Below are 23,449 nucleotides of genomic sequence, written 5' to 3'. Positions count from 1 at the left end.
ATCACATGAGGGCGTTAGCCGGGGGAACCTTTTTCAAGGAGGATTAATCGATATTTCGCTGCCAGTATGTCCGGTAACGGCGACCGAGTGTTGGTGCCGGTGGTGTAATAACCTTGGTGCCGCTGATCACACCCTGATAGGTCTTACCGTTAATCTGCACAGAGATCGGAACCGGGGTCGGTGGGTATCCGCCGCCGGCACGGACGGAGTAGCGATCCGTAATGGTCAGCGTGTGGCTCTGATTGACATCAAAGGTCGACGCGCCGTTGAGGTAGTTCAGCATATAGATGCGTGCCTCACCGAGATTACCGGTACAGGTATTGGTTGCTGCTGTTGCAGGTAAATTGGTGGCGAAAACAACAGTTCCTGCCAGGGTCGTTGAGCCGCTCACCACTTTTTCACCAGGACTCAGGGCGACATACCATCCGCTTGCCGTGGTCAGTGCAGTATTGGTGGCGGCAACCTGGGCTGCAGTGCCCATTTGCACAGTATCGGCGGTCACATCATACAGTTGACCAGAGACGCCGGTTGTTGATCCGGCAGCACCTTCAATGATCGGGGTCGCTCTGACTGCATTGAGGCTGTGATCATCCTTGATCATGTAGTAGCGATTCTGGATGGTGGTATCAAAGGGGTGTTCACGATCCCCCGATCCGATCAGCAAAGAGTCGAAGTTGTTGCTGGTAGTGGCAGGGATAATATCGGGCGGATAGAGAAATTTCCGTGCATTGATGCCGGTGCCTCCCAGTGAGGCCAGTTTCGTCACTGTCCAGTTGGCAGGCATGGCGTCATCGACGTTGATGCGCCAGACGTTGGCACCAGTATCGGCGACATAAATCCGATCAATATTTCCATCACCATTGGAGTCATACAGGGCAACATTGGATGGAATGGCGTAGCTCATACCCGGTACGGTCAGGTTGTAAAGCGCTCCCGATACGGACGTGCCGGCCTGCCAGATCAGGGCGCCGGTTGTTGCATCGAGCACCATCACGCCACGCCCCATGGTTGCCGTGCCTTGTATGATAGGATCATTCGCTGTAGCGTCATACCCCATTCCGAAGATCAAAACCGGATTAGCCTGATAACGCAGTTTCGCGACTCTCATGTCCGACCAGGTTTGGCCGAGTTCGGTGAATCCCGTATCGGTATTGCTGTGTTTCCAAAGGAATTTTGGTGCTGCCGGATTGCTGACATCCAGCGCGTAGACAAAGCGACCACCCCGTCGCATGGTGACAAACAGGTAGGCCTTGTCACCGCGGGTGTAATCGATCTTGCCATCGCCAGCAGAAGAATAGGTATATACCGTTGCCGACCCATCCATAAAGTAAGGTTTGGGATTGGTTGTCGAAATCAGCGGAGCGTGGTCGCGCATCCGTTTGAATTGCGGAAAGTGCTCGGAAGCGATGAAGCCCCACAGTTCACTGCCGTCATTATTAGAGATATTCTGGCCCCCTTTTATAGCATGCAGGATGCCGTCATTGCCGCCGTAAAACAGCATGACGTCATCCGCAGTACGGTTGTAGTTTACAACTGCCGGGCGTGAATGTAATACGTCGCCGTGATTAAAGCCACGGATATAGGAAGTCGTTGCTACAGGCGATGGATTATCATCAAGTTGCGTATTGCCGCCACGAACCCAGTTGATGATGGAATCATGATCTGCAGTGCTTGTGGCACCCAGCATGGTATTGGTGATGGCGCTATTGCTGGTATCGAATGGTGTGGCGGATAATAATGATCCGCCGGTACAATTCCCTGTACAGGTATAGATGTTACGACTGGTCTGGCTGGTTGCGTAGGTCGTACGCACGTATTGTGCTGCGGCTCCTTTTTCAACCAGGTCACCATCCGGCGAGTCTGAATTACCGCCGACACCTTGCGAATTGACATAATAAGACGGATCCCAGAAGGTTGAAGACTGAGTCCAGAAGCTGACTGCGCTCGGATTGATAAAACCGGTGGTCTGGTTTTCTACCGGTGCGCCGAGACTATCTGCGAGGAACAGCGTTGGTGGCGTGGTTGCGGTATCGACGCCGAGCTGATACTGCTTCAGATTACCAACCCAGTTCGGAGCTGCCATCGGATCGGGACGGAAAACACCCAGATATACCTGATTCAGATAACTGCCGCGCACACTGACGGATACCGGCAGAGACGCAGATGCAAATACAGAGTTGACTGCCTGAATCTGGGCCAGAATATTTTGCAATGCGGCTGCCAGCGCCTGATCGCTGCCAGCCTGGAAGTATTGACCGCCACCATTTTTGGCCATGTTTTTCATCATGCTTGTAAATGCCACATTTTGCTGCGCATTGTAGGCATCAATTGTGTAAGTGGTGACGGAGCCGTTGGTGGCAGCGACACTGCCTGGCGTCAGATCCGGCCGCAGGTGCAGGAAACGCGCCCACGCAGACTGGACATCGGGTGTGGATGTGTAGTGATAGGCTGTAAGTGTTGTCGCTGCCGGATCGCTGGCACTGGGTGTGGGGGGGAGTTGTCCCTGCCGGTTGTTACCGATAAAAATAATGTAGGTTTTAGCGCAACCATTAGTATTGATTGGCGTGTTGTAGGCCGAACCGTTGGCGGAGCCTTTGTAGGCGAAGTTACTGCTCAACCCTTCTCCTGCCGGTGTGTGACTGACGGCGTTGCCCGAATAGTCAGCATTGGCTGCCATACCGGCCCAGCTATTGGCGCCAGTCAGGTAAAGCCAGGTTTCATATAGCGCATTGGCATAATCGCCAGAAGACTGATTGATCTTTTCGCTGGGTGAATTCACGTTTGCCGAGATATAAGAAACAATATCCTGCAATGCGGCATTGTTATTGCTGACGCTCATGCTGCGTACGCCATAACGTACATAACTGCCATCTTTGGTGCTGACGTCAAACATCATCAGGCCGACGTTGGCCGGCTGGGTTAAGCCGGCAACAAAATTTTTGATCGCAATCAGTTCCGCCTGGCCCTGGGTAGGCGAGCCGGACCATTTTTGAGATGCTTTCGACCAGTTTGCCGTATTGTCCAGAATGAAAATGATATTCGGCGCTGGTGGCGTTACTCCGGGCGGTTGGTTAAATATGTCTGTATCGGCAGCCTGGCTGGTAAAGGCACTCAACGCCAGTAGCGCAAGCAGTATCGTATGGAAAAATCTTGAAAATTTCATCGCAAACTCCTGATGATACGTTTCTGTAGCAGTTCAAAATACGGTTATCCGGCATTTGTTCCGACAGGCAGGTGAACCTGCCTGTCTGGCAGATCGTCCGTCAAATTTCTATGTGCAGGTTGCTGTTGCATCCATGCGTACTTTTGCACCCTGATGTAAGGTGACCGAGGCACCGGTCCGGTTATCGGTAACGACAGCTTTGATATCCCAGTAAGTGTCTTTCGGCGCCGACTGGGCAAACTCAACGCTGTAACCTTCGACCGGAACCATTTTCAGACATACCGCCGCAGAGGTATTAACCGTGTAATCAGGCACGCCATCGTTATTGATATCAACGCTGATTGTCTGGGCGACCGGCGTATAAAAATTATTCAGATTGCTCATGATGGTTTCAATTGCCTGTTGCGCTGCTGCTGCGGCTTCGTTTTTGGCCTGCATATTGCCAACAGTTTTCAGGTTGGCATTGCCCATCCGGATTGCTGAGACGACCAGTAGAGTCAGGACGATCAGCATCACCAGGCTGACCAGAAAAGTCGCTCCGCGCTGATGCTTCATTTTGTAGCGTGCTTGATACATCATTTATTCTCTCCGGCCACTGGGGTTGATGGCGCGTACTGCAGCGGTATAGATATGGCGCTTGTATGCGTCGGAGAATGGTCCTACCGTTCCGGCAAGTCCCATGTTATACGCTTTGCTGTCTACATAACCGGTCGTGGTTTCACTGTTTCGCGCCAGCAGATTAACCTGTATCTCCATCACGTTTGGCCAGTCAGCCACATTAGGTGCCGTGACAAACGGTAATGCCGGAACACCTGATCCTGTATTATCAATCCCATAATCAAGCTGCATATTCTGGATACCATCTACCAATGGAGTTACGACAAGCGTAGTCGTTCCCGATGTGACGGACATTTCCAGCCGTTTAAGCGTTGGTACCGGGTTGCCATCATCTGCTGTTCCTGTGCAGGTTGTGGCTCCGGGAGCATAGACATTGCATGGACTGATGAAATAAATATGTTCCACGTATTTACGCAATTCAGCCGGTGTTGTTCCATCTTTTTGCGTCAGGTTAAACACGCTGGTATCACTGCCGGAACCGGTCACTTTACCGTCCGGGGTCGCCTGCACGTAAATTTGACCGGGAACTGCGGTGGAAATTGTGGGAAGCGTATCATCTGCTTCCAGTCTGCGCACCACGAGAATATCTGTTCCACTGACGTGATTGGCATCTGGCAGGCAGGTGGACAGCGGGTCGGGAACTGTTGTTGGTGCATCGTAACCTTGCAGTGGCATGGCCAGAGACGCGTCAATGCTGGCGATATCGGTAGCGCAGGGGTTTGGTAATGCGGTCAGTGTGGTGAGCGCGCCAGAATATTGCCCGTAGTACCCGGCATGCTGGATATCATCCTGCAACAGTGTTAATGCGTAACGCCCATTCTCTATCTGTCGTCCTGATTTATCAATTTCTGTGCGGCTACTGCTTTGCTGAGTGATCAGCATGGCAATCCCCGTCAGCAGTAGCAGCCCGATAGTGATGGAAATCATTAATTCGACCAGAGACAGACCTGTCTGATAATCGCCGGTATAAGGTCGAGGGAGCGGAGAGACAGTCGTATTCATCATGATCAATTCAGGTTAGCGATCTGCAAAGGCATACTGACAACACGCCGCATGGTTTCATCGCCATACAGACCTTTACCGCAAGACAGTCCGGATCCGGGCGCGGCAGTTTTTCCATTTCCTTGCCAGGCGACGGTGACCAGATAAGTACCGCTTGCTGAGTCAAAACTGACGCAGCCGCGGGCGCCGATCATCGCTCCCAGATTCGTTGTGCCGCTTTGTTCTGCAGTACCGGTAAGTAAATTATTCCAGGCCGTCAAGTCATTATTGGCAAGGGTATAGGCTTCGACTGAGCCTGACGAACACGATGGTGTGACGCTGGAACTCACCCCGAGGTATGGGGTGCCATTGATGGCATCCGTTGTGATTGCATAGCATGGGGCTGCGGTACGATTTGCATTAATACGTCCAGCCATATCCTGCAGCAACACCAGCGCCTGAGCGCGTTGATAGGATTCCATTTCTGAGCGCTGGCTTAACAGCATCAGCCCTACCAGACCAAGCAGACCCAGCATCAGAATCACCAGCGTCACCAGCACTTCGATCATGCTGTAACCTGCTTGAATAGGGCGGATTTTCCGATGAAAGTTCATGAACAGGCCCCTTTCTTGGTGTTGGGTAACCCGCTCAGGTTAATCGTGATGCAGCGTGGTGACGAATTAGGGTTAGTTGTGCTGCTGATGGCGAATGTCTGATTAGCGGTTGCCTGAATGCGCCCGTTTGAGCTGTAAATAATGCTGGCACCCGGGCCGGTAATGGTCAGACCAGGAACAGATTCGTGCTGATTGATATTGATTGTGCCTGCATTGACTGCCCAGCCATTTTGCCAGCCACCGCTGGCTGCTGCGATGGTGACATTGCTATTGCGTTTGATCGCTTCGCTGCGTGCAAAAGTGAGTGTATAGGACAGATCATAGGTGGCCGTTTTAATTTTTTGGCCAGCGATAAAATCTCTGAACGCTGGGGCAGCGATGGCCGACAGAATGGCCATGATTGCTATGGCGGTCAACATTTCAACCAGTGTAAATCCAAAGCTGTCGTAGCGTTGAAGTGGTCTTGAAGGATCTGGATAACACATGATTGAACTTTTCAATAATTTTTACCAGCAACCGGACACAGTGCCTGTTCCGGAGATTCCCTTGTTTCCCACCTGATCGATCGTCAGGCTCCCGCACTGCGTATCCATGTTCAGCTGATTACCGATCGGCGTTGCCGTAATCGTATACGTCGGAGGTGTTGCCGAGTTATTGGCTGTTATCGTGACATTATAGTTTTTGGATACTTCAGTCGGGATGTTGGTTAAGCCAAGAAGTGCCATGGTGGTTGCATATTGCCGTGCATCGAGGTTGTATTGCTCCTGCTTATTGGCCGCACTCAGAATGAAACTTTGGGCAGCGGAGCGGTTCGTCTTGATGACGTGCTGAATATAAGACGGATAGGCAATGGCCGCGAGTATCCCCACAATTGCCATCACGGTTAAAAGTTCGATCAGGGTAAAGCCTCGTATTCTGCCTGCTGCAGAATGATCTCTGTTCATTGCCGTCATCTCCGGTTATTCCATCATCCGCGCTGTTGGCGCAGAATGTTCCTGTATCAATTATAGGTACAGATTGTAATGCTTTACAGCAATAATCTGACCAATGGCAGGTTTTGATGGATAAGTGGTTTGCTCAAGTAGACGTCTTTGTACAACAGCGGTATTCAGACATCCTGGCGACGATACCACTACTTGAAGCTGTGGCAATAGTGAAAATTTTGATTTAAAAAAAGCAGAATATTTTTTTGTAAAATTTTATACCGGCTAATACACGACAATACTCGGAAAGATATGCGCCGTTGATGCTGATCCGCAGTCAACTCTGGCGGTTTCTGAAAAATTCCAGGTTGCAGGAATCAGACGTTTGCGATGAAAGGACCGTCCGGTCCGTCATGCGGTAGAGTCAGGATCTGTGACGCATAGAAAAGTGGGATGTTCCAAACTGTCATTATCTTGTCATCGGGAATGTTTACAATTTCACCTATCCTACTGCTTCTCCTCCAAAGGTCAGGATGTTTGCCCGCAATGCGTATGTCATTGCGGGTATTTTTTTTGATGTTTCAGGGTGAAGTGACACTGGTTGTGTCTATGTCCAATGTTTTGATTCCTGCACCGTTCAGGAATTCGGTATACATCCAGTCACCTTCGGCGTTGCTGATGCCGTCAGGCACCGGACGCTGTATTTCCGGTTTACCGTTCAGGCTGACGCGCATACTGTCTATCCAGATTGGCAGCGCGAGCGTGGCACCGAATTCCCGGCTGCCCAGAGACTTCGGATCGTCGTAACCCATCCAGGCGACAGCAACAATATTCACCGCATAGCCGGCAAACCAGCCATCCACTGCTTCACTGGATGTACCGGTTTTACCTGCCAGATCATGGCGATTCAGACGCACGCTCGCTGCCGCGCCGGTACCGCTGCGGGTCACTTCGCGCAGCATGCTGTCGGTCACGAATGCATTGCGGGCATCAATGACTCGCGTTTCCTCGGTACCAGCGGAGGGAGTCGGGAACTCTTTCAGTACCTTACCCTTGGCATCTGTGATTTTACTGATCAGCCATGGTGTGACTTGATAACCACCGTTCGCAAATACCGCATAGGCAGACGCCAGTTGCAACGGTGTGACTGATCCGGTGCCCAGTGCCATGGTCAGATTATCCGGCTGTTTGTCTTTTGAGAATCCAAAGCGCGGTAACCACTGATATGCGGTATTAATGCCAATGCTCTTCAGAATGCGGACAGACACCACGTTTTTCGATTGCGCCAAGGCTGTGCGCATCGTGATCGGGCCATCGTATTTGCCATCATCATTTCTCGGATCCCAGCGCAAGGCTTCTTCGCTGGTCGCCGAGAGCTGGACATCGTTAATCAGCGTTGCCGGGGTGAAGCCTTTTTCCAGTGCCGCAGAATAAATGAACGGCTTGATGCTGGAGCCCGGTTGACGCCAGCCGCTGGTCACATGATTGAATTTCTTACGATTAAAATCAAAACCACCGACCAGCGCCCGGTATGCGCCAGTGCTCGCGTCCAGCGCCACATAAGCGCCTTCTACTTCCGGTAACTGAGTAACGCCCCAATGTTTTTTGCTATCCTGAATTATACGGATCACGGCTCCCGGAACAATTTTCAGATCTGACTTGGCATTGCTTTGCAAAGCCCCGGCTGCAAAGCGCAGGCCGTCGCCACTGATCTCGATGCTCTCACCGGAAGCCAGCTCAGCTTTGATCAGTTTTGGACTGGATTCCGTGACGACTGCCGCCAGTAATTTGTCATTCGCGGGATGTTGCCGCAATACTTCATCAATCGCGTCATCTCTTTCATCCTCGTTTTGAGGGAGGCGGATAAAAACTTCCGGTCCGCGGTAGCCATGACGCTGATCGTAAATCAGGATGTTTTTGCGCACGGCTTCATAAGCCGCATCCTGGTCTGCTTTCAACAGCGTGGTATAGACCTTGATGCCCGAGGTGTAGGCGGCGTCCTTATATTCCGCAACGATCTGCTGACGTACCATCTCCGCAACATAATCCGCATGTGAGTCAAATTGTTGTCTGCCAGTGATCGTCAGATGTTCTTTGCTGGCCTGATCGTATTGCGCCTCCGTGATGACGCCTTTTTTCAGCATACTTTTTAACACTAAAATCTGTCGTTCTTTGGCGCGTTGCGGATTGACTGCCGGATTGTGCCGGACCGGGTTTTGCGGAATCCCCGCCAGCATGGCTGCCTCGGCAATCGTCAGCTGATCCAGTGATTTACCAAAGTAAGTACGGGCAGCGCTGGAAAATCCATGAGTGCGCTGACCCAGATAAATCTGGTTCATATACAGTTCCAGAATCTGATCTTTGGTCAGTGCAGATTCAATACGGAAAGTCAGCAGGATTTCCTTTGCCTTGCGGTTCAGGGTTTTTTCCTGCGTCAGAAAAAAATTCCTGGCGACCTGCATCGTGATCGTGGAGGCGCCCTGATGGAAGCCTCCACCCAGATCCGCCAGCAGTGCACGTGTTGCACCGATAAAATCGACACCGTGATGCTCATAAAAACGGGCATCTTCAATCGACAGCAAGGCGTTTTTCATGACAGCAGGGATGTCTTTGATAGGCACAAAATCCCGGTGTTCTTCACCAAATTCTCCGATCAGGGCATTATCCGCGGTATAAATCCGCAGCGGAATTTTGGGTTGGTAATCGGTCACGGCATCGAGTGCCGGCAAGCCGGGAGCCAGCACCAGAAACACATAAGCCAGTATGCCCGCGATCAGTACACCTGCGGCAGCAGTCAGCGCCAGTATCCATTTCATTTTTTTTCCTTAATCTTCCAGCGTCTGCAATAAATACAGTTTCTGATAAATTCCCTGTTCCAGCTGCATCAGTTCCTGATGAGCGCCCTGTTCAGCAAGCTTGCCGTGATTCAGGACAATGATGTTGTCTGCTTCACGAATCGTGGACAAACGGTGCGCAATGGCAATGATCGTGACCTTGCCCCGCAATTCGTTTAATGCCAGTTGCACGATCTGTTCGGTTTCGCTGTCAATATGCGATGTGGCTTCGTCCAGAAACAGGATGCGCGGCTTCCCTGCCAGCGCCCTGGCAATGGCAATCAACTGCTTTTGCCCGGTAGAGAGGCGGGCGCCGCCTTCGCCCAGCGATGTGTCATAACCATTTTCAAGCTGTAAGATAAAATCATGAACATGTGCTGCTTTTGCCGCCGCCGTGATGTCTGCATCGGACAGAGGCCTGCCCATTGCGATATTGTCCCGCGCATTGGCTGCCAGCAGGAACGGCTCTTGCGGTACCAGTCCCACATGACTGCGAAAATAGGCATCCGAAAAATCGGACAGACGATGACCGTCAATACGAATCTGACCAGACTGGGCTGCATAAAAGCGCAGTAACAGACTCATCAGTGTGGATTTACCGCTGCCGGTATGGCCGACGACACCAAAGAAGCTGCCGGATGGAATCCGCAGGTGAATATCCTGCAACACCGGATGCGCCGGATCATAGCCAAAACTCAGATGTTCAATCTCCACTTCGCCGCTGTGCATAGCGGCGTTCTGGCTGGTATCCGGGGTGCGTGTTTCATGCAGCAGGGTATTGACCCGCGCGGCAGAAACAACGGCCTGCTGTATCTGTCCAAATTGCAAAGTAATCTGAATCAGCGGATCGACCACGCGGGCAATGTAGCTGACAAAAGCGTACAGGATGCCGATTTCAACACCAGAAAAATTCTGTTGGCCAAAACAGAAAATCACCACGACCAGCAATACGGAATTCAAAAAATCCAGCGCAGGCCGCAGCAGCCAGGCATTGGCCCGCAGTTCATCAAGCCGTGCCTGGTAATGTTGTTGGTTGGTGCTGGCAAAGCGCTCCCCGAAACGCTGCGTTGCATTGCTGGCCTGGAGCGTGCTCATGCCGCTGATGCTTTCTGCCACCTGGGCATTGATCTCGCTGCGCAGCTGACGTGCTTTGCTGACGGCTGGTGCGCTCCAGCGCTGATAAAACCAGACAATCATCACCACCGCCGGAATCAGCATGGTGACAATCAGCATCAGCCGCCATTCCAGCCATGCCATGGCGGCCAAGGCGCCAAGAACGACAATCGAACTGTCGAGCATGACGAACAACACCTGGACATACAGGTTTTTGACGGCTTCCGTATCATTGGTGACGCGGCTCACTAGCTGTCCGGTAATGGCTTTGTCAAAGAAGGACATAGGCAAGCGCAGGACATGACCATAAACCTGTTCCCGCAGCCGCCGGACGGAACGCATCGCCACGCCGGCCAGTCGCGTGAGCTGCAGATAACGCAGCCACGTGGCGCCCCAGCCGGTGAATACATAGGCTGCCAGCAGCAATATCACGATTGGCCAGTCGATCTGATGAGGCAGCAGATAGCGGTCAATAAATGCCTTGCCCAGCAAAGGGCCGACGGCTTCCAGTCCGGCAGCGGTCAGCAGGAAGAAAATGCCTGCCAGCACGTGACTTTTTTCCGGTTGTGCCGCTTGCAACAGTAATTGCACCGCGAGTTTTTTTTCAGACGGGCGGGTATTCAATTCATGCTGCATCTAAACTTGCCTCCAGTTGCTGATAGCGCCACTGCGTGGCGTACCAGTGGCCTGCTTCCACCAATTCCTGATGTTTTCCCTGCTCGGTGATTTTTCCATCACGTAACACAAGAATATGATCGGTCTCTGCGACGGCGCTGAGGCGATGGCTGACAATGATGGCGCAACGCCGGGTCTGCTGATGCTGCAAATGATGCAGATGCTGGAGTATGCGGGTTTCAGTATCGGTATCCACCGCTGACAACGCATCATCCAGCAATAGCAGCGGACTGTCTGTCAGCAGCGCGCGTGCAATGGCGACCCGTTGTCGCTGTCCGCCGGATAAGGTAACGCCGCGTTCACCGACCGGCGTGTCATAGCCCTGTGGAAAGCGCATGATGTCGTCATGTATCGCAGCAAGGGTCGCGGCATGCATGATCTGCTCCCGGCTGGCGGCCGGATTGGCCAGTGCGATATTTTCTGCGATCGAGGCTGAAAACAGAAATGGTTCCTGGGGAACCCAGTTGATGGCTGACCGCAGACTGTGTAGCGAATAATCTGCAAGAGGATGCTGGCCCCAGAGAATGTCGCCCTGTCTGGTTTCAATCTGGCGCAGCAAGAGGCGGATGATGGTGGATTTGCCTGAACCGGTCGGACCAACAATGCCCAGGGTTTTGCCCGGTTCCAGTCGCAGGTCAATTTCTGCCAGCGCGGTGTGCGCCTGGCCGGCATAAAGATAGCTCACCTTGCGGAACAGGATGTCGCCTGTCGGCGGATCTCGCAATACCCCATTGTCCTGCACGGAGACTTCCATGTTGAGCACCGGTTCCAGCCTGGCCCAGGCCGCTTTTCCTCTTTCCATTAGCGACAGCACCCAGCCTGCAGCAAACATCGGCCAGATCAGCTGTCCCAGATACATGGAAAAGCTGGTCAGTGCGCCAATCGTCATTTCATTGTGCCAGACCAGATAGCCCCCAACACCCAGTGTCAATGCACCGGCACTGGTCAGGGTAATGCCGACGGCGGGTTCGTAGGCTGCCTCCCAGCGCTGCGCCGACAGGCTGGCATCCGAAGCATTTTCTGCCAGTTCAGCGAATTGCGCGGCACTTTGTTGTTCCAGACCCAGGGCGCGCAAAGTCCTCACGCCGGCCAGCGTTTCCTGTACCTGATCGTTCAGCTTGCTGAAACGTTCCAGAGAAAGGCGGGAAGCCTCATGCACATGATGCGTAATTTTTTTGAAAGCCCATGCCATGAAAGGGAAGGGCAGCAGCGCTGCAATTGCCAGCCGCCAGTCCACACCCAGCAGCATCATGCCGATCACCAGTGCGAATGTCAGGGAGCCGTCGAATCCGGCCAGCGCGGCCTCACCGGCTGCCAGCTCAATCGCATCGGCATCGTTGGTGCCCAGCGCCATCAGATCGCCGGTACGCTGTTTCTGGAAAAAATCCTGCCCTTGCACACTCAACCGCTGATACAAACGGGTACGCAATTCGACGCCGAGCTGATACGAGGCGGTAAATAACTGCATACGCCAGCCGACCCGCAGAAAATAGATCGCCACTCCCATCAGCAGCAGAATCGCCAGTTCCTTCAGCATACCTTGCTGATCCAGCTGATGTCTCACCATGCCGTCGATCACACTGCCGACTCTGCGTGGTATCAGGACCGTCAGCACTGCAACCGAAAACAGCATGGCAGCAGCGGCAACATATTGTTGCCAGTGACGGGAAATAAATTGCTTGAGTAATTGAGCCAGTGTCATGCCGATTCTGAAAATAAAAATCCGTTATCCGGAGGGGATAACGGATGGTAAATGGCATTGTAAACGGGTTTTAAAATCGTCATCCGGCGGAATCGATAAAATCCGCCCCAGTCCGGCCATTCATTGAATGGTACTGCCAGACGCTACCGGATTGCCCGTTTAATGCACCGCATAGGCACTGTTCGCCGGTTGCAGCATATTCCACAGGAAGGCATAGGTAATCGCACTCATGTCAGCGCGTTGCTCATTGTTTGCTGCGCCACCGTGCCCTCCCTCTGTATTTTCGTAGTACCACACATTTTTATGACCCTGATCCAGCATTTTTGCCGCCATTTTTCTGGCATGACCCGGATGAACGCGGTCGTCACGGGTAGAGGTGATGAACAGGACATTCGGGTACTGAACCCCGGCTTTCACGTTCTGATAAGGCGAATAGCGCTGGATATAAGCCCACTCCGCCGGAATATCCGGATTGCCGTATTCGCCCATCCACGATGCACCTGCCAGCAGCTGGTTAAAACGCTGCATATCGAGCAGGGGAACCTGGCTCACGACTGCATTAAACAGGTCAGGACGCTGAGTCAGCGCAACACCTGCCAGCAGGCCGCCGTTGCTGCCGCCCATGGCGCCAAGATGCCGCGGCGAGGTGACTTTGGTGCTGATCAGGTCTTCTGCAACTGCGGCAAAATCATCGTAGGCGCGCTGACGGTTTTCTTTGAGTGCCGCCTGGTGCCAGCGTGGGCCGAATTCACCGCCACCGCGAATATTTGCCACCACATAGACGCCGCCTTTTTCCAGCCAGGTTTTTCCCAGACCGCCGGAATAGGACGGTGTCAGGGAAATCTGGAATCCGCCATAGCCGTACAGCAGAGTCGGATTCTGACCGTCGTAAGGCATGTCTTTACGTTTGACGATGAAATAAGGCACCTTGGTACCGTCTTTTGAGGTGGCAAACTGTTGTGCGATTTCGTAAGGGGTGGCATCAAAAAAAGTCGGGGCAGATTTTAATGGTTCGCGCAGATCATTGCCGGCATGAGCCATCAGCAAGACATCGGGAGTCAGATAATCAGAATAACGCAGCAGGTAATCGTCGCTGTTGTTATCATCAACTGGTCTTACTGTGACTGTCCCCATTGTTGGCAGGCTGACCTGACGGGAAGTCCATTTTCCATCGGCGAATTTCCATTCCACGAGATGACTCTTTACATTGTCCAGTGACTGTAGCAGCAGATAACTCTGCGTTGCGGCTGAACCTGTATAAGATGTGCCAGGCTCCGGTTCAAATAAAATGGTGAATTCACGATTGCCTTTTTGGAATGCCGTGAAATCAATGGCAAGAACACTTCCTGACTTGTAAATTTTCCCGCCGGTATTCCAGTTTTCACGCGGTGTCACCAGCATCTGGGTGTTAAAGAAACCGACATCGGCTTTGGATGGGATGTCGAGTTTGCTTAATTTGCCATCTTCCAGCAAATACGTTTCCGAAGTGTAGAACGTGATCTGGCGGTGCACCAGATGATGCTCAATCCCATGATGCAGACTGTTCTGGGCGCTGACACTCATGTCTGTTTTTTCCCCTTCCAGCAGCGTATCAGCATTGTCCAGCGGGGTGCCGCGTTTCCAGGTTTTGACGATGCGTGCATATCCTGAATCGGTCAGTGAGCCGGAACCAAAATCCGTGGCCACATACAGGCTGTCTTTGTCACGCCAGTCAACGGTCATTTTGGCTTCCGGCAGTATGAAGCCATCTTTCACGAAGCTTTTGCTGTTCAGATCAAATTCCCGTAAAACCACGGCATCGGCGCCTCCGTGTGATAGCTGGATCAGGCACCGGTCAAAGACGGGTTCACGGCAGTTGCTGCCTTTGTAGACCCAGTTTTCTTTCTCTGTTTTCGCCAGGGCATCCACATCCAGCACGGTTTCCCAGACAGGCTGTTTTTTCCGGTATTCCTCCAGGGATGTTTTACGCCATACGCCGCGCGGATGGTCGGCATCAGTCCAGAAGTTATAAACCGCGTTTCCCATTTTATGGATGCCGGGAATCCGGTCTTTGGAATTCAGCACGACCAGTAAATCCTGACGCAGTTGCCGGTAGCCGGCATCCTGTTTTAATTTGTCCCGGGTAATCTGATTCTGTTCTCTGACCCAGTGCAAAGCCTTGTCGCCGGAGACATCCTCCAGCCATTGATAAGGATCATTGCTCTGTGCGGCAGCGATACCTGCCAGACCGAGCAAATAAATTGTCGAAATAATTTTGAGAGATGGGCGCATTTTTCAGTTTTTGGATGAGATTTTTTATAATGTCCGGATCAGTGCTGATCGCGGATAGTGTCTCCTCAATGGGAATCTGTATCGACCATTTTGTGGCCGATAAGTTCAGTAGCGATAAGATTCAATCGTGGATGGCGCTATCGGACTGAGGCGCCGAGATGTGCGTGAATGCAATAAATTTCTTAGCGATCAACACCGGAAGAAGCGTTTTTGGCTGTCCTGAGCGGTGCTGCGACATGCAGCCGTATCCATTTCTGCATATCGAGCCAGATGCGTTGAATTTCTGCTTCCGGGGGCATTTGCGTAGCGTTGGGTAATTCGATGGTCACGACGGGAATGTCTTTGTGAATACCACTGTAATTACCGAGGGATCCTGGATAGACGCCGACCCGGTTATATACCAGCCTGCCAAAACGGCTGGGCGGTGTTGTCGGGCCGTCGAAATCGAGTACCCCGAATGGGGCATGTACAGAAATAATCACATCGGGTTTGTATTTTTCGATCAGGTCATAGACCCAGCGGCTTTCCGGTTCTGAAATCGGTGCTTTGCCTGGATAGCGACGTGGGTCTTTGCGGGTCACGCGAGCCCAGTAGCCGGGGGCTTCCTTTTGCCAGTCCGGTGTCGGGAAATTACGGTTCAGATCGATGCCGCGGGCATTCACACGCACTGGTTTCGGCGCCAGCAGGCCATCAGGATTGACGACGGGAGCGATTTTCCATTGAAATTCCGGCGCACCGGATTGAAGATTGCCGAGCCACTTGAATACGATGGCGGAAGATGTTTGCTCATCGCCATGAATACCGCCCAGCAAGAGCACTCTGATTGCCGGAGTGTGCCTGGCATCCGCCGGCAGATCGCGTATCAGCAAGGGGAAACCATTGAGCGAGGAAGCGCCGGCGGGTGACAGTTTGCTGCCGAGACACTCATGCAGGCTGATTTTAGGCAGTCTGGCAACCAGCGGTGTGCACCAGTCGGTGATTTTTGATGGGCGCGGCGTATAAGCTGCCGCACTGGTTTCAGCGATAAGAAAAAAGGACAGTAGAACTGCCCGCGGCATTCGAAAAGCACACGATGCAATGAAATAACGGTACCACTGACTCCATTGCATCGTGCGACTGACCTTTCAAGCGTTACAGACCGGCAGCCGCCCGCAGCACGGCCGCTTTGTCGGTGCGCTCCCAGCTGAATTCCGGTTCTTCACGGCCAAAATGACCATAAGCCGCTGTTTTGGAGTAAATCGGGCGCAACAGATCCAGCATCTGGATGATGCCTTTCGGGCGCAGGTCAAAGTGGGCATTCACCAGCGCGGCGATCTGCTCATCCGGAATCACGCCAGTGCCCTCGGTATACACCGTGACGTTCATCGGGCGTGCTACGCCGATGGCGTAAGCAACCTGAATCTGGCACTGGCGCGCCAGACCGGCAGCGACGATGTTTTTGGCGACGTAGCGTGCTGCGTAGGCGGCAGAACGGTCCACCTTCGTCGGGTCTTTGCCGGAAAATGCGCCGCCGCCGTGCGGGCAGGCACCGCCGTAGGTATCGACGATGATTTTTCGGCCAGTCAGACCGCAATCGCCTTGCGGGCCGCCGATGACGAAGCGACCGGTCGGATTAATTAGATATTTGGTGTCTTGCAGCCATTCTTTCGGCAGTACCGGCTTGATGATTTCCTCAATCACGGCCTCGATGAAGGATTGCTTCATCTTGCTCGATGTTTCACTTTGATCCGGGCTGTGTTGCGTCGACAGCACAACGGTATCAATGCTGTGCGGCTTGCCATCGACATAGCGCATGGTGACCTGGGATTTGGCGTCCGGGCGCAGGAAGGGCAGGCGGCCGTCCTTGCGCAATTGCGCCTGACGCTCGACCAGACGGTGCGCGTAGTAAATCGGTGCTGGCATCAGTTCCGGCGTTTCGTCGCAGGCATAGCCAAACATCAGCCCCTGGTCGCCAGCGCCGATGTTCAGATAATCGTCGCTGGCGCGATCGACACCCTGGGCGATATCGTTGGATTGCTTGTCATACGCGACCAGCACGGCGCAACCTTTGTAATCGATGCCGTATTCAGTATTGTCGTAGCCGATGCGCTTGATGGTGTCGCGTGCGACCTGAATGTAATCGACATTGGCCTGGGTGGTGATTTCACCGGCCAGCACGACCAGACCGGTATTGGTCAGGGTTTCCGCTGCTACACGGGAATAAGGGTCTTGTTCGAGAATTGCGTCCAGAATCGCATCGGAAATCTGGTCCGCAACTTTATCCGGATGTCCTTCCGACACGGATTCTGAGGTGAAGAGAAAATCATTTGCCATCGCAGGCTCCTGTAAAAAATGACCGAAAAAAATGTGCCGCAGTCGAATAGAGATCCTGCGACGCTTTAGCGAGTTTTATAAACCGCCTCGCAAGTTGTCTGTTAACTCGGCGGTGGCAGGTTGTCGTTTGCTCAATGAGCGGCCAACGGTTTGCCAATGTGTGCTATTTTACGCCTTCTGCTTTAACTATGTCGAATACCCCTCCACATTTCATGAATTCTTGAGCAGCGTCATGCTTGTCACTTTATTCCGTTTTTTATCGCTGCTTCCGCTTTCAGTGCTGCATTTCACTGGGAGTGTGCTGGGCTGGCTGGTCTATCTGTTATCTGGTTCATATCGTCGTCGTCTGCAGGAAAATCTGGGAAGAGCCGGTTTTTCCCAGCATTTACGGGTCGCAGTGCAGGAGGCGGGTAAAAATGTACTGGAACTTCCGTTTATCTGGTGCGCCAGACCTGAGCGGGTGTTGAAAACTGCCGAAATGGAGAACTGGGAGCTCGTGCAGCAGGCGCTGGATCAGAAAAAAGGCGTCATCTTCCTGACGCCGCATCTCGGCTGTTTTGAAATTGTGGCGCAGAAAATTGCAGCCCGGACCCGGCTGACAGTGTTGTACCGGCCACCCCGCAAGGAAGCACTTAAGCCTCTGATCGAGGGCGCGCGCGCCAGAGATAATCTGCTGCTGGCACCGACCAATTTGTCCGGCGTCCGGATTATGGCGAAAGCGCTTAAAAAAGGAGAGGCAATCGGTTTATTGCCGGATCAGGTACCGCAACAGGGTGAAGGTGTCTGGGCCAGGTTTTTTGGCAAACCGGCATACACCATGACATTGTCCGCCAAATTGCACAGTATGACTGGTTCTCCCATCATTCTGACCTATGCAGAACGTTTGCCGGGCGGACGCGGATATGTAGTTCGCTTCGTCGCATTTGATGAGGAACTGGGTGAGGATGCCGTGACCCAGGCAGAGGCGATTAACCGGGCCATGGAAAAACTGATTGCACGTTCTCCGGCGCAGTATTTCTGGAGTTATAACCGTTATAAAACACCGCAAGGCGTTGCCGGACCGGATGCTGTGCAACCGGAGCAGTCATGAGACTGGTGCTGGTGCTGATGTGGTTGTTGCACTGGCTGCCTTTGCCGGTGCTTGGACGCATGGGCGAGGGCTTAGGTAATCTCCTGTTTTTTGTTATCAGGAAGCGACGCCATATTACCCTGACGAACCTTCGCCTGTGCCTGCCGGAGCGCAGTGAAGAAGAACGGCGACAGATTGCCCGGCGTCATTTTCAACTGTATGCGCGCAGTGTTCTGGAGCGGGGCGTTCTGTGGTGGGCATCTGAAACGCGTCTGAAAAAACTGATTCAGGTTGAGCCTGCTGTGCCGCTGGCGTTGATTCAGTCCGGCCCGACCATTTTGCTTTGTCCGCATTTTGTGTGTCTCGATGTCGCCGGGGTTGCGGTGATGCTGGAGTCATCGCTGTGCTCCATCTATACCGAGCAGCGCAATAAGGTTTTTGATCAGGCATTGCGGCAGGGGCGGTCGCGGTTTCGTCCGGTGAAGCTGTTTTCCCGTGCCGAAGGCGTGAAGCCGATTATCCGGGCGATGCAGGAAAAACTACCTTACTTCATGTTACCGGATATGGATTTTGGCGCCAAAAATGCAGAATTCATTCCTTTTTTCGGCGTTCCCGCTGCCACGCTGACAGCCATGCCACGCCTGGCTGCCAGCACGCAGGCGAAAGTCGTACCGGTGATTGCCACGATGCTGCCGGATTATCGCGGCTGGAAAGTCTGTTTTCATGCTCCCTGGGAGCATTATCCGGGTGACGATATCACGGCGGCGACCCGTCAGATGAATGCGTTTATTGAACAGGAAGTGCTGAAAGCACCTGCAGAATATTTCTGGGCTCACAAGCGGTTTAAAACACGGCCACCCGGTGAACCCGGCGTGTATTGACTTTAAGCGGCATAGGACAGGGATTGACGCCGTACAGACGGTGAATCGCTGTCTTGTGGCGTTTTCAGCAACCGGACTGGTCTGGATGTGATGGATTGCTCCATCCGGTGCAGCTTGAAAATACTGACCAGACCCGATAATTCAATGGCTTGCTCGCGCAGGCTTTCTGCCGCTGCCGCAGATTCTTCAACCAGCGCCGCATTTTGCTGGGTTACCTCATCCATGCTGGTAATCGCCTGATTCACTTGCTGGATACCGCTGCTCTGTTCATGGCTGGCATTGGAAATATGATGAATGATATCGTTCACACGCTGCACACTCGCCACTAATTCCTGGATAGTGCTGCCGGCTTCCTGTACCAGTGCGCTGCCATGCGATACCTCTTCCGCAGAAGCCTGAATCAGCGTTTTGATTTCACGCGCAGCATTGGCGCTGCGTTGCGCCAGATTACGCACTTCCGCTGCGACGACGGCGAATCCGCGACCCTGCTCACCGGCACGTGCCGCTTCTACTGCGGCATTCAGCGCCAGAATATTGGTTTGAAATGCAATACCGTCAATTACGCCGATAATGTCCACAATTTTTCCTGAGGACGAATGAATCGTGTGCATGGAATGCACCACTTCCTGCACAATCTGTCCGCCTTTAATCGCAACCGAGGATGCGTTGGCAGCCAGTTGGCTGGCCTGGGAGGCATGTGCGGCATTTTGCCCAACCGTGGCAGTCAGTTCTTCCATGGATGACGCAGTTTCTTCCAGTGACCCTGCCTGTTGCTCTGTACGGTCAGAGAGATCCTGATTGCCTGATGCAATCTGTGTCGAGGCCGTAACGATGGTATCCGTACCGGAGCGCACGCCGCCGACGATATCTGCCAGTCTATCCCGCATCATCCTGATGGTGTAGAGCATGCTGCCCTGATCCGACGGATGTAATTCAATCGGTGTTGTCAGATCGCCGTGAGCGATCAGACTGGCAATTTCAGCGGCATACGCAGGTTCTCCACCCAATTGCTTTACCAGGCTGCGTGTGAGTGTGTAAGCGATTCCGGCGGCCAGAATCAGCGCGATGCTGCCGATACTGAGCGTCAACCAGCGGGCGTTGGCATAATCATCTTTTGCAGCCTGATTACGGGTATCGGTTACATCCTTTTGAAAGACAATCATCTCTGCGAGCGATTGTTTATAGCGGGCGAGAACAGGGCGCAGTTCGTTGTTCAGACTGGCGCGTGCCTGTTCCGGCGTGCCTTCATTGATCAGTTTCAGCAATTTTTCCTGGCCTGCCAGATATTGCGTACCTGCTTCCTGCATCCGGTGCAAGATCGGCAGCGCAGCAGGCAGGATAATGATACGTTCGAACAATGCATCATTTTCACGGATTACCTTTCGTGCCTGTAATATCCGGTCCATCTGTTTCTGGCGGTCAGCCGGGTCTTCGTTGAGCATCATATTACGTAATGCAATTGCGATACTGTCGATTTCGCTTTGTGTTTCGTAGGTCTTGAGAATTTTGGGAAGCCGGTCACTGGCGATATCGTTGGTGCTTTCATTGACCCGGCCCAGCATGACAATCGCGATGATCATGATGACCACCATCAGAATGCAGACAGTTGCAAAGCTCAGGGCCAGTCTCTGCCCAAGGGTAAGAGTAGGAATTTTCATCTGTTTTCCGTCAAAATAAACTGAACCTGATCAATGGATAATTGGCTGACTTTCAATTGTTACATGGCGTTTTCCTTTCCGGTCTGCCGGACCGGAAAGGAAGAGATCAATGCGCCAGCGTGGAGTTGATGTGAGGCGCACTGAGATCAGTGAGATTCTTGCAGGGATGGCGTAGGAACATTGTTGAATAACGTTGAATCTTGCGCTTCATCAAGCAGCGTTACCTCGTGTGCATCAGCATGCTCTTGCTTGTACAGGATATGATCTAAATCAATACGGGCTGCACCGGTAGGACTGCTCTATGAAGAGACAATCCAGAGTTGCTCAAGATTGGAAAAATCAGATTAATCATCAGCCGACCTGAACCGTGAAAATAAAATAAAAAGCACATGGATATGATGTCCATGTGCCTGATTTGTGATGCGGCAGACGCAGATCAAGGAGGGGATCAGGGCAGTAGTTCTGTTTCCTGAGGCAGCAGCGCGTTGGCAGGAAATGGTTCTGCGGATTTGAGCCTTTCATAATACGGCGCGAAGTCTGGCGCTGTGCCGTCAAACAGTTCCTGAAAATTCTGAATGACGAAATAGGTTTCCTGATAAGTATCGATTTTGTACAAGGTGTTCAGGCAGCGCTCTATTTGTAAATGGATATGGCGTGAAGTGGTACCGGGAGTCAGACAATATTCGACTTCGCCGCCGGAAGACAAAATACCTGCGCCGTAAATACGCATTCCCTGCGGCGTATTGATGAGCCCGAATTCCACCGTGTACCAATAAAGACGGGCCAACTGATCCAGTCCACCCAGTTTCATGGCCTTGAGTCCGCCCTGACCATAACGCTGCATATAATCGGCAAAGACCGGATTAAACAGCATCGGGACGTGACCGAAGAAATCGTGGAACACGTCGGGTTCCACAATGTAGTTGAATTCTTCAGGTTTGCGCAGCCAGACCGTGACCGGGAAGCGACGGTTGGCGAGATGTTCGAAAAATGTCAGCTCCGGAATGAGTCCTGGCACCGCGACGATTTTCCATCCGGTTGTGGCAAATAATTCTGCCGAAGTTTTTTCAAATTCCGGAATGCCTGCGGCGGCATCCATCTTATGCAAGGCATCGATGAATTCATCACAGGCACGCCCCGGGAGCAGTGCCATTTGCCGCTGGTACAATCTGCGCCAGAGATCATGTTCGGCTTCGCTGTATTCTGCCCAGTTCTGCTGGACGACATATTGCGCATCCGCATGTTCATAGTCGCCACGCAAGGCGGCGCCGTGCGATTTCTCAGCGACGGTCGCCAGGAAATCTTCATTGCTGACTGAGGTATCCATTTTTTTCTTTGCTGTGATAAGAAAAGGCCGACATAGTCAGTCAGCCTTTTGGTTTGTCTCCGTTACCTGTCTGCTTTCCGTATCAGGCTGGTGTTTTGTCGTCTTTCAGCACGCCACGGCGAATCTGATCGAGTTCGATCGATTCAAACAGGGCGCGGAAATTACCTTCGCCAAAGCCCTGATCGCCTTTACGCTGAATGATTTCAAAGAAAATCGGACCGATGACGGTCGTAGTGAAAATCTGCAACAGCAATTCGCGCGAAGTTTCTGTGCTCTTACCATCGATCAGGATGCGCAATTTGCGCAGTTCCTCGAGGTTTTCACCATGCCCCGGCAGACGGCGGTCGACCAGATCGTAATAAGTTTCTATCGTGTCCTGGAATACCACGCCGGCGGCTTTCATGTCGCTGATCGTTTTGTAGACATTGTCCGTGCCCATCGCGATATGCTGCACGCCTTCACCGTGATACAGGTCGAGATATTCGGCGATCTGGGATTTATCATCGGATGATTCGTTGATCGGAATGCGGATTTTGCCGCAAGGCGAAGTCATTGCTTTCGACTTCAATCCAGTGTGTTTTCCAGCGATATCGAAGTAACGGATTTCTCGGAAATTGAACAGGGTTTCATAGAAATCTGCCCATTCTTTCATGCGGCCCCGATGCACGTTATGCGTCAGGTGATCGATGTAGGTCAGACCGTTGCCGACCGGGTTGGATGCGACGCCGGGAATCGCCACGAAATCGGCATCGTAGATGCTGATATTGCCGATCGCGCCGGCTTCTGCGCCGTCTTTACCATGCCAGCGGTCAACGAAATAAATCAGCGAATCACCGATGCCTTTGATGGCAGGAATATTCAGTTCCATCGGACCGGTTTTGTTATCGAAGCCCCAGGCGCCGAGTTCGAGCGCGCGTTTGTAGGCAGCATTGGCATCCTTGACGCGGAACGCAAATGCGCAGACGCAAGGACCGTGTTTGCGGGCGAATTTCTGGGCAAAAGAATCCGGCTCGGCGTTGATGATGAAGTTCACGCCACCTTGGCGGTACAGTGTCACATCCTTGGTACGGTGTCTGGCAATCGCCGTAAAACCCATGCTGATGAATAATTCGCCCATCGCTTTCGGATCAGGTGCAGCGTATTCGATAAACTCAAAACCATCAGTACCCATCGGGTTTTCCCAAGTCTGGAAAGTCATGCCTGTCTCCTGTGTGAAATCATGAAAAATCTGTTCAAACCAGCTCAATGTTGCCCGCGCATTTTTATCTGTGGTTGATTTGATGCAGATCAAACTCACAGTATAGTCC

17 protein-coding genes are annotated in these 23,449 nt (G+C 52.6%); 2 read left to right on the top strand and 15 right to left on the bottom strand.

Translation table 11 applies throughout. From position 1 onward, the window contains the following. Window positions 1-43: 43 nt before the first annotated feature. The 12 genes from HV832_RS12770 to metK form a co-directional block, all read right to left on the bottom strand. Window positions 44-3,163: a pilus assembly protein gene (locus tag HV832_RS12770; protein ID WP_176804222.1), complete on the bottom strand. Its 3,120-nt coding sequence runs from the start codon at window positions 3,161-3,163 to the stop codon at window positions 44-46. 108 nt (window positions 3,164-3,271) lie between these two features. Beyond that, window positions 3,272-3,742 (bottom strand): pilus assembly PilX family protein, encoded by a 471-nt coding sequence (locus tag HV832_RS12765; protein ID WP_176804221.1) that lies wholly within the window; start codon window positions 3,740-3,742, stop codon window positions 3,272-3,274. Continuing rightward, on the bottom strand, window positions 3,743-4,786 hold the full coding sequence (locus HV832_RS12760; protein ID WP_223827268.1) for a PilW family protein: 1,044 nt from the start codon (window positions 4,784-4,786) through the stop codon (window positions 3,743-3,745). Window positions 4,787-4,788: 2 nt separating this feature from the next. Continuing rightward, window positions 4,789-5,376: a type IV pilus modification protein PilV gene (gene pilV, locus HV832_RS12755; protein ID WP_176804220.1), complete on the bottom strand. Its 588-nt coding sequence runs from the start codon at window positions 5,374-5,376 to the stop codon at window positions 4,789-4,791. Then, on the bottom strand, window positions 5,373-5,861 hold the full coding sequence (locus tag HV832_RS12750) for a GspH/FimT family pseudopilin (RefSeq protein WP_176804219.1): 489 nt from the start codon (window positions 5,859-5,861) through the stop codon (window positions 5,373-5,375). Before HV832_RS12750 ends, pilV begins: the two co-directional genes overlap by 4 nt. A 21-nt stretch (window positions 5,862-5,882) precedes the next feature. Then, window positions 5,883-6,320: a type IV pilin protein gene (locus HV832_RS12745; protein WP_176804218.1), complete on the bottom strand. Its 438-nt coding sequence runs from the start codon at window positions 6,318-6,320 to the stop codon at window positions 5,883-5,885. 560 nt (window positions 6,321-6,880) lie between these two features. After that, window positions 6,881-9,115, bottom strand: coding sequence for a penicillin-binding protein 1A (locus tag HV832_RS12740; protein ID WP_176804217.1), 2,235 nt, complete (start codon window positions 9,113-9,115; stop codon window positions 6,881-6,883). Window positions 9,116-9,124: 9 nt separating this feature from the next. Continuing rightward, complete coding sequence (locus tag HV832_RS12735) at window positions 9,125-10,882, bottom strand: ABC transporter ATP-binding protein (protein ID WP_176804216.1); 1,758 nt, start codon at window positions 10,880-10,882, stop codon at window positions 9,125-9,127. After that, entirely contained in the window at window positions 10,872-12,623 is a 1,752-nt protein-coding gene (locus HV832_RS12730; protein WP_176804215.1) for an ABC transporter ATP-binding protein, read from the bottom strand. Before HV832_RS12730 ends, HV832_RS12735 begins: the two co-directional genes overlap by 11 nt. A 159-nt stretch (window positions 12,624-12,782) precedes the next feature. Then, complete coding sequence (locus HV832_RS12725; protein ID WP_176804214.1) at window positions 12,783-14,894, bottom strand: prolyl oligopeptidase family serine peptidase; 2,112 nt, start codon at window positions 14,892-14,894, stop codon at window positions 12,783-12,785. 182 nt (window positions 14,895-15,076) lie between these two features. Next, a complete protein-coding gene (locus HV832_RS12720) occupies window positions 15,077-15,952 on the bottom strand; it encodes a M14 family zinc carboxypeptidase (RefSeq protein ID WP_176804213.1) in 876 nt (291 codons plus the stop codon). Between the two features lie 73 nt (window positions 15,953-16,025). Continuing rightward, window positions 16,026-17,207: a methionine adenosyltransferase gene (gene metK / locus HV832_RS12715; protein WP_176804212.1), complete on the bottom strand. Its 1,182-nt coding sequence runs from the start codon at window positions 17,205-17,207 to the stop codon at window positions 16,026-16,028. A gap of 232 nt (window positions 17,208-17,439) precedes the next feature. Between metK and HV832_RS12710 the strand changes: the two genes are divergently transcribed. Together HV832_RS12710 and HV832_RS12705 are read left to right on the top strand one after the other, a co-directional pair. Then, window positions 17,440-18,297 carry a lysophospholipid acyltransferase family protein gene (locus HV832_RS12710; RefSeq protein ID WP_176804211.1) on the top strand — a complete coding sequence of 286 codons (858 nt, stop codon included), beginning with the start codon at window positions 17,440-17,442 and terminating at the stop codon, window positions 18,295-18,297. Continuing rightward, window positions 18,294-19,157: an LpxL/LpxP family acyltransferase gene (locus HV832_RS12705; protein WP_176804210.1), complete on the top strand. Its 864-nt coding sequence runs from the start codon at window positions 18,294-18,296 to the stop codon at window positions 19,155-19,157. Before HV832_RS12710 ends, HV832_RS12705 begins: the two co-directional genes overlap by 4 nt. Window positions 19,158-19,159: 2 nt before the next feature. Here the strand turns inward: HV832_RS12705 and HV832_RS17510 are convergent, their stop codons facing one another. The 3 genes from HV832_RS17510 to hppD all read right to left on the bottom strand — a co-directional run bounded on the left by HV832_RS17510 (window position 19,160) and on the right by hppD (window position 23,340). Next, window positions 19,160-20,815, bottom strand: a complete 1,656-nt coding sequence (locus HV832_RS17510; protein ID WP_176804209.1) for a methyl-accepting chemotaxis protein — start codon at window positions 20,813-20,815, stop codon at window positions 19,160-19,162. 448 nt (window positions 20,816-21,263) lie between these two features. Then, window positions 21,264-22,142, bottom strand: a complete 879-nt coding sequence (gene phhA / locus HV832_RS12695; protein WP_176804208.1) for a phenylalanine 4-monooxygenase — start codon at window positions 22,140-22,142, stop codon at window positions 21,264-21,266. An 82-nt stretch (window positions 22,143-22,224) separates the two neighbouring features. Next, on the bottom strand, window positions 22,225-23,340 hold the full coding sequence (hppD, locus tag HV832_RS12690) for a 4-hydroxyphenylpyruvate dioxygenase (RefSeq protein ID WP_176804207.1): 1,116 nt from the start codon (window positions 23,338-23,340) through the stop codon (window positions 22,225-22,227). Window positions 23,341-23,449: the final 109 nt, after the last annotated feature.

Source organism: Cognatundibacterium oligocarboniphilum, assembly GCF_013377855.1.
Lineage (GTDB): Bacteria > Pseudomonadota > Gammaproteobacteria > Burkholderiales > Burkholderiaceae_D > Undibacterium > Undibacterium oligocarboniphilum.
The sequence above is the reverse complement of the archived record's forward strand: the minus strand, read 5'-3'. Positions and strand labels throughout refer to the sequence as shown.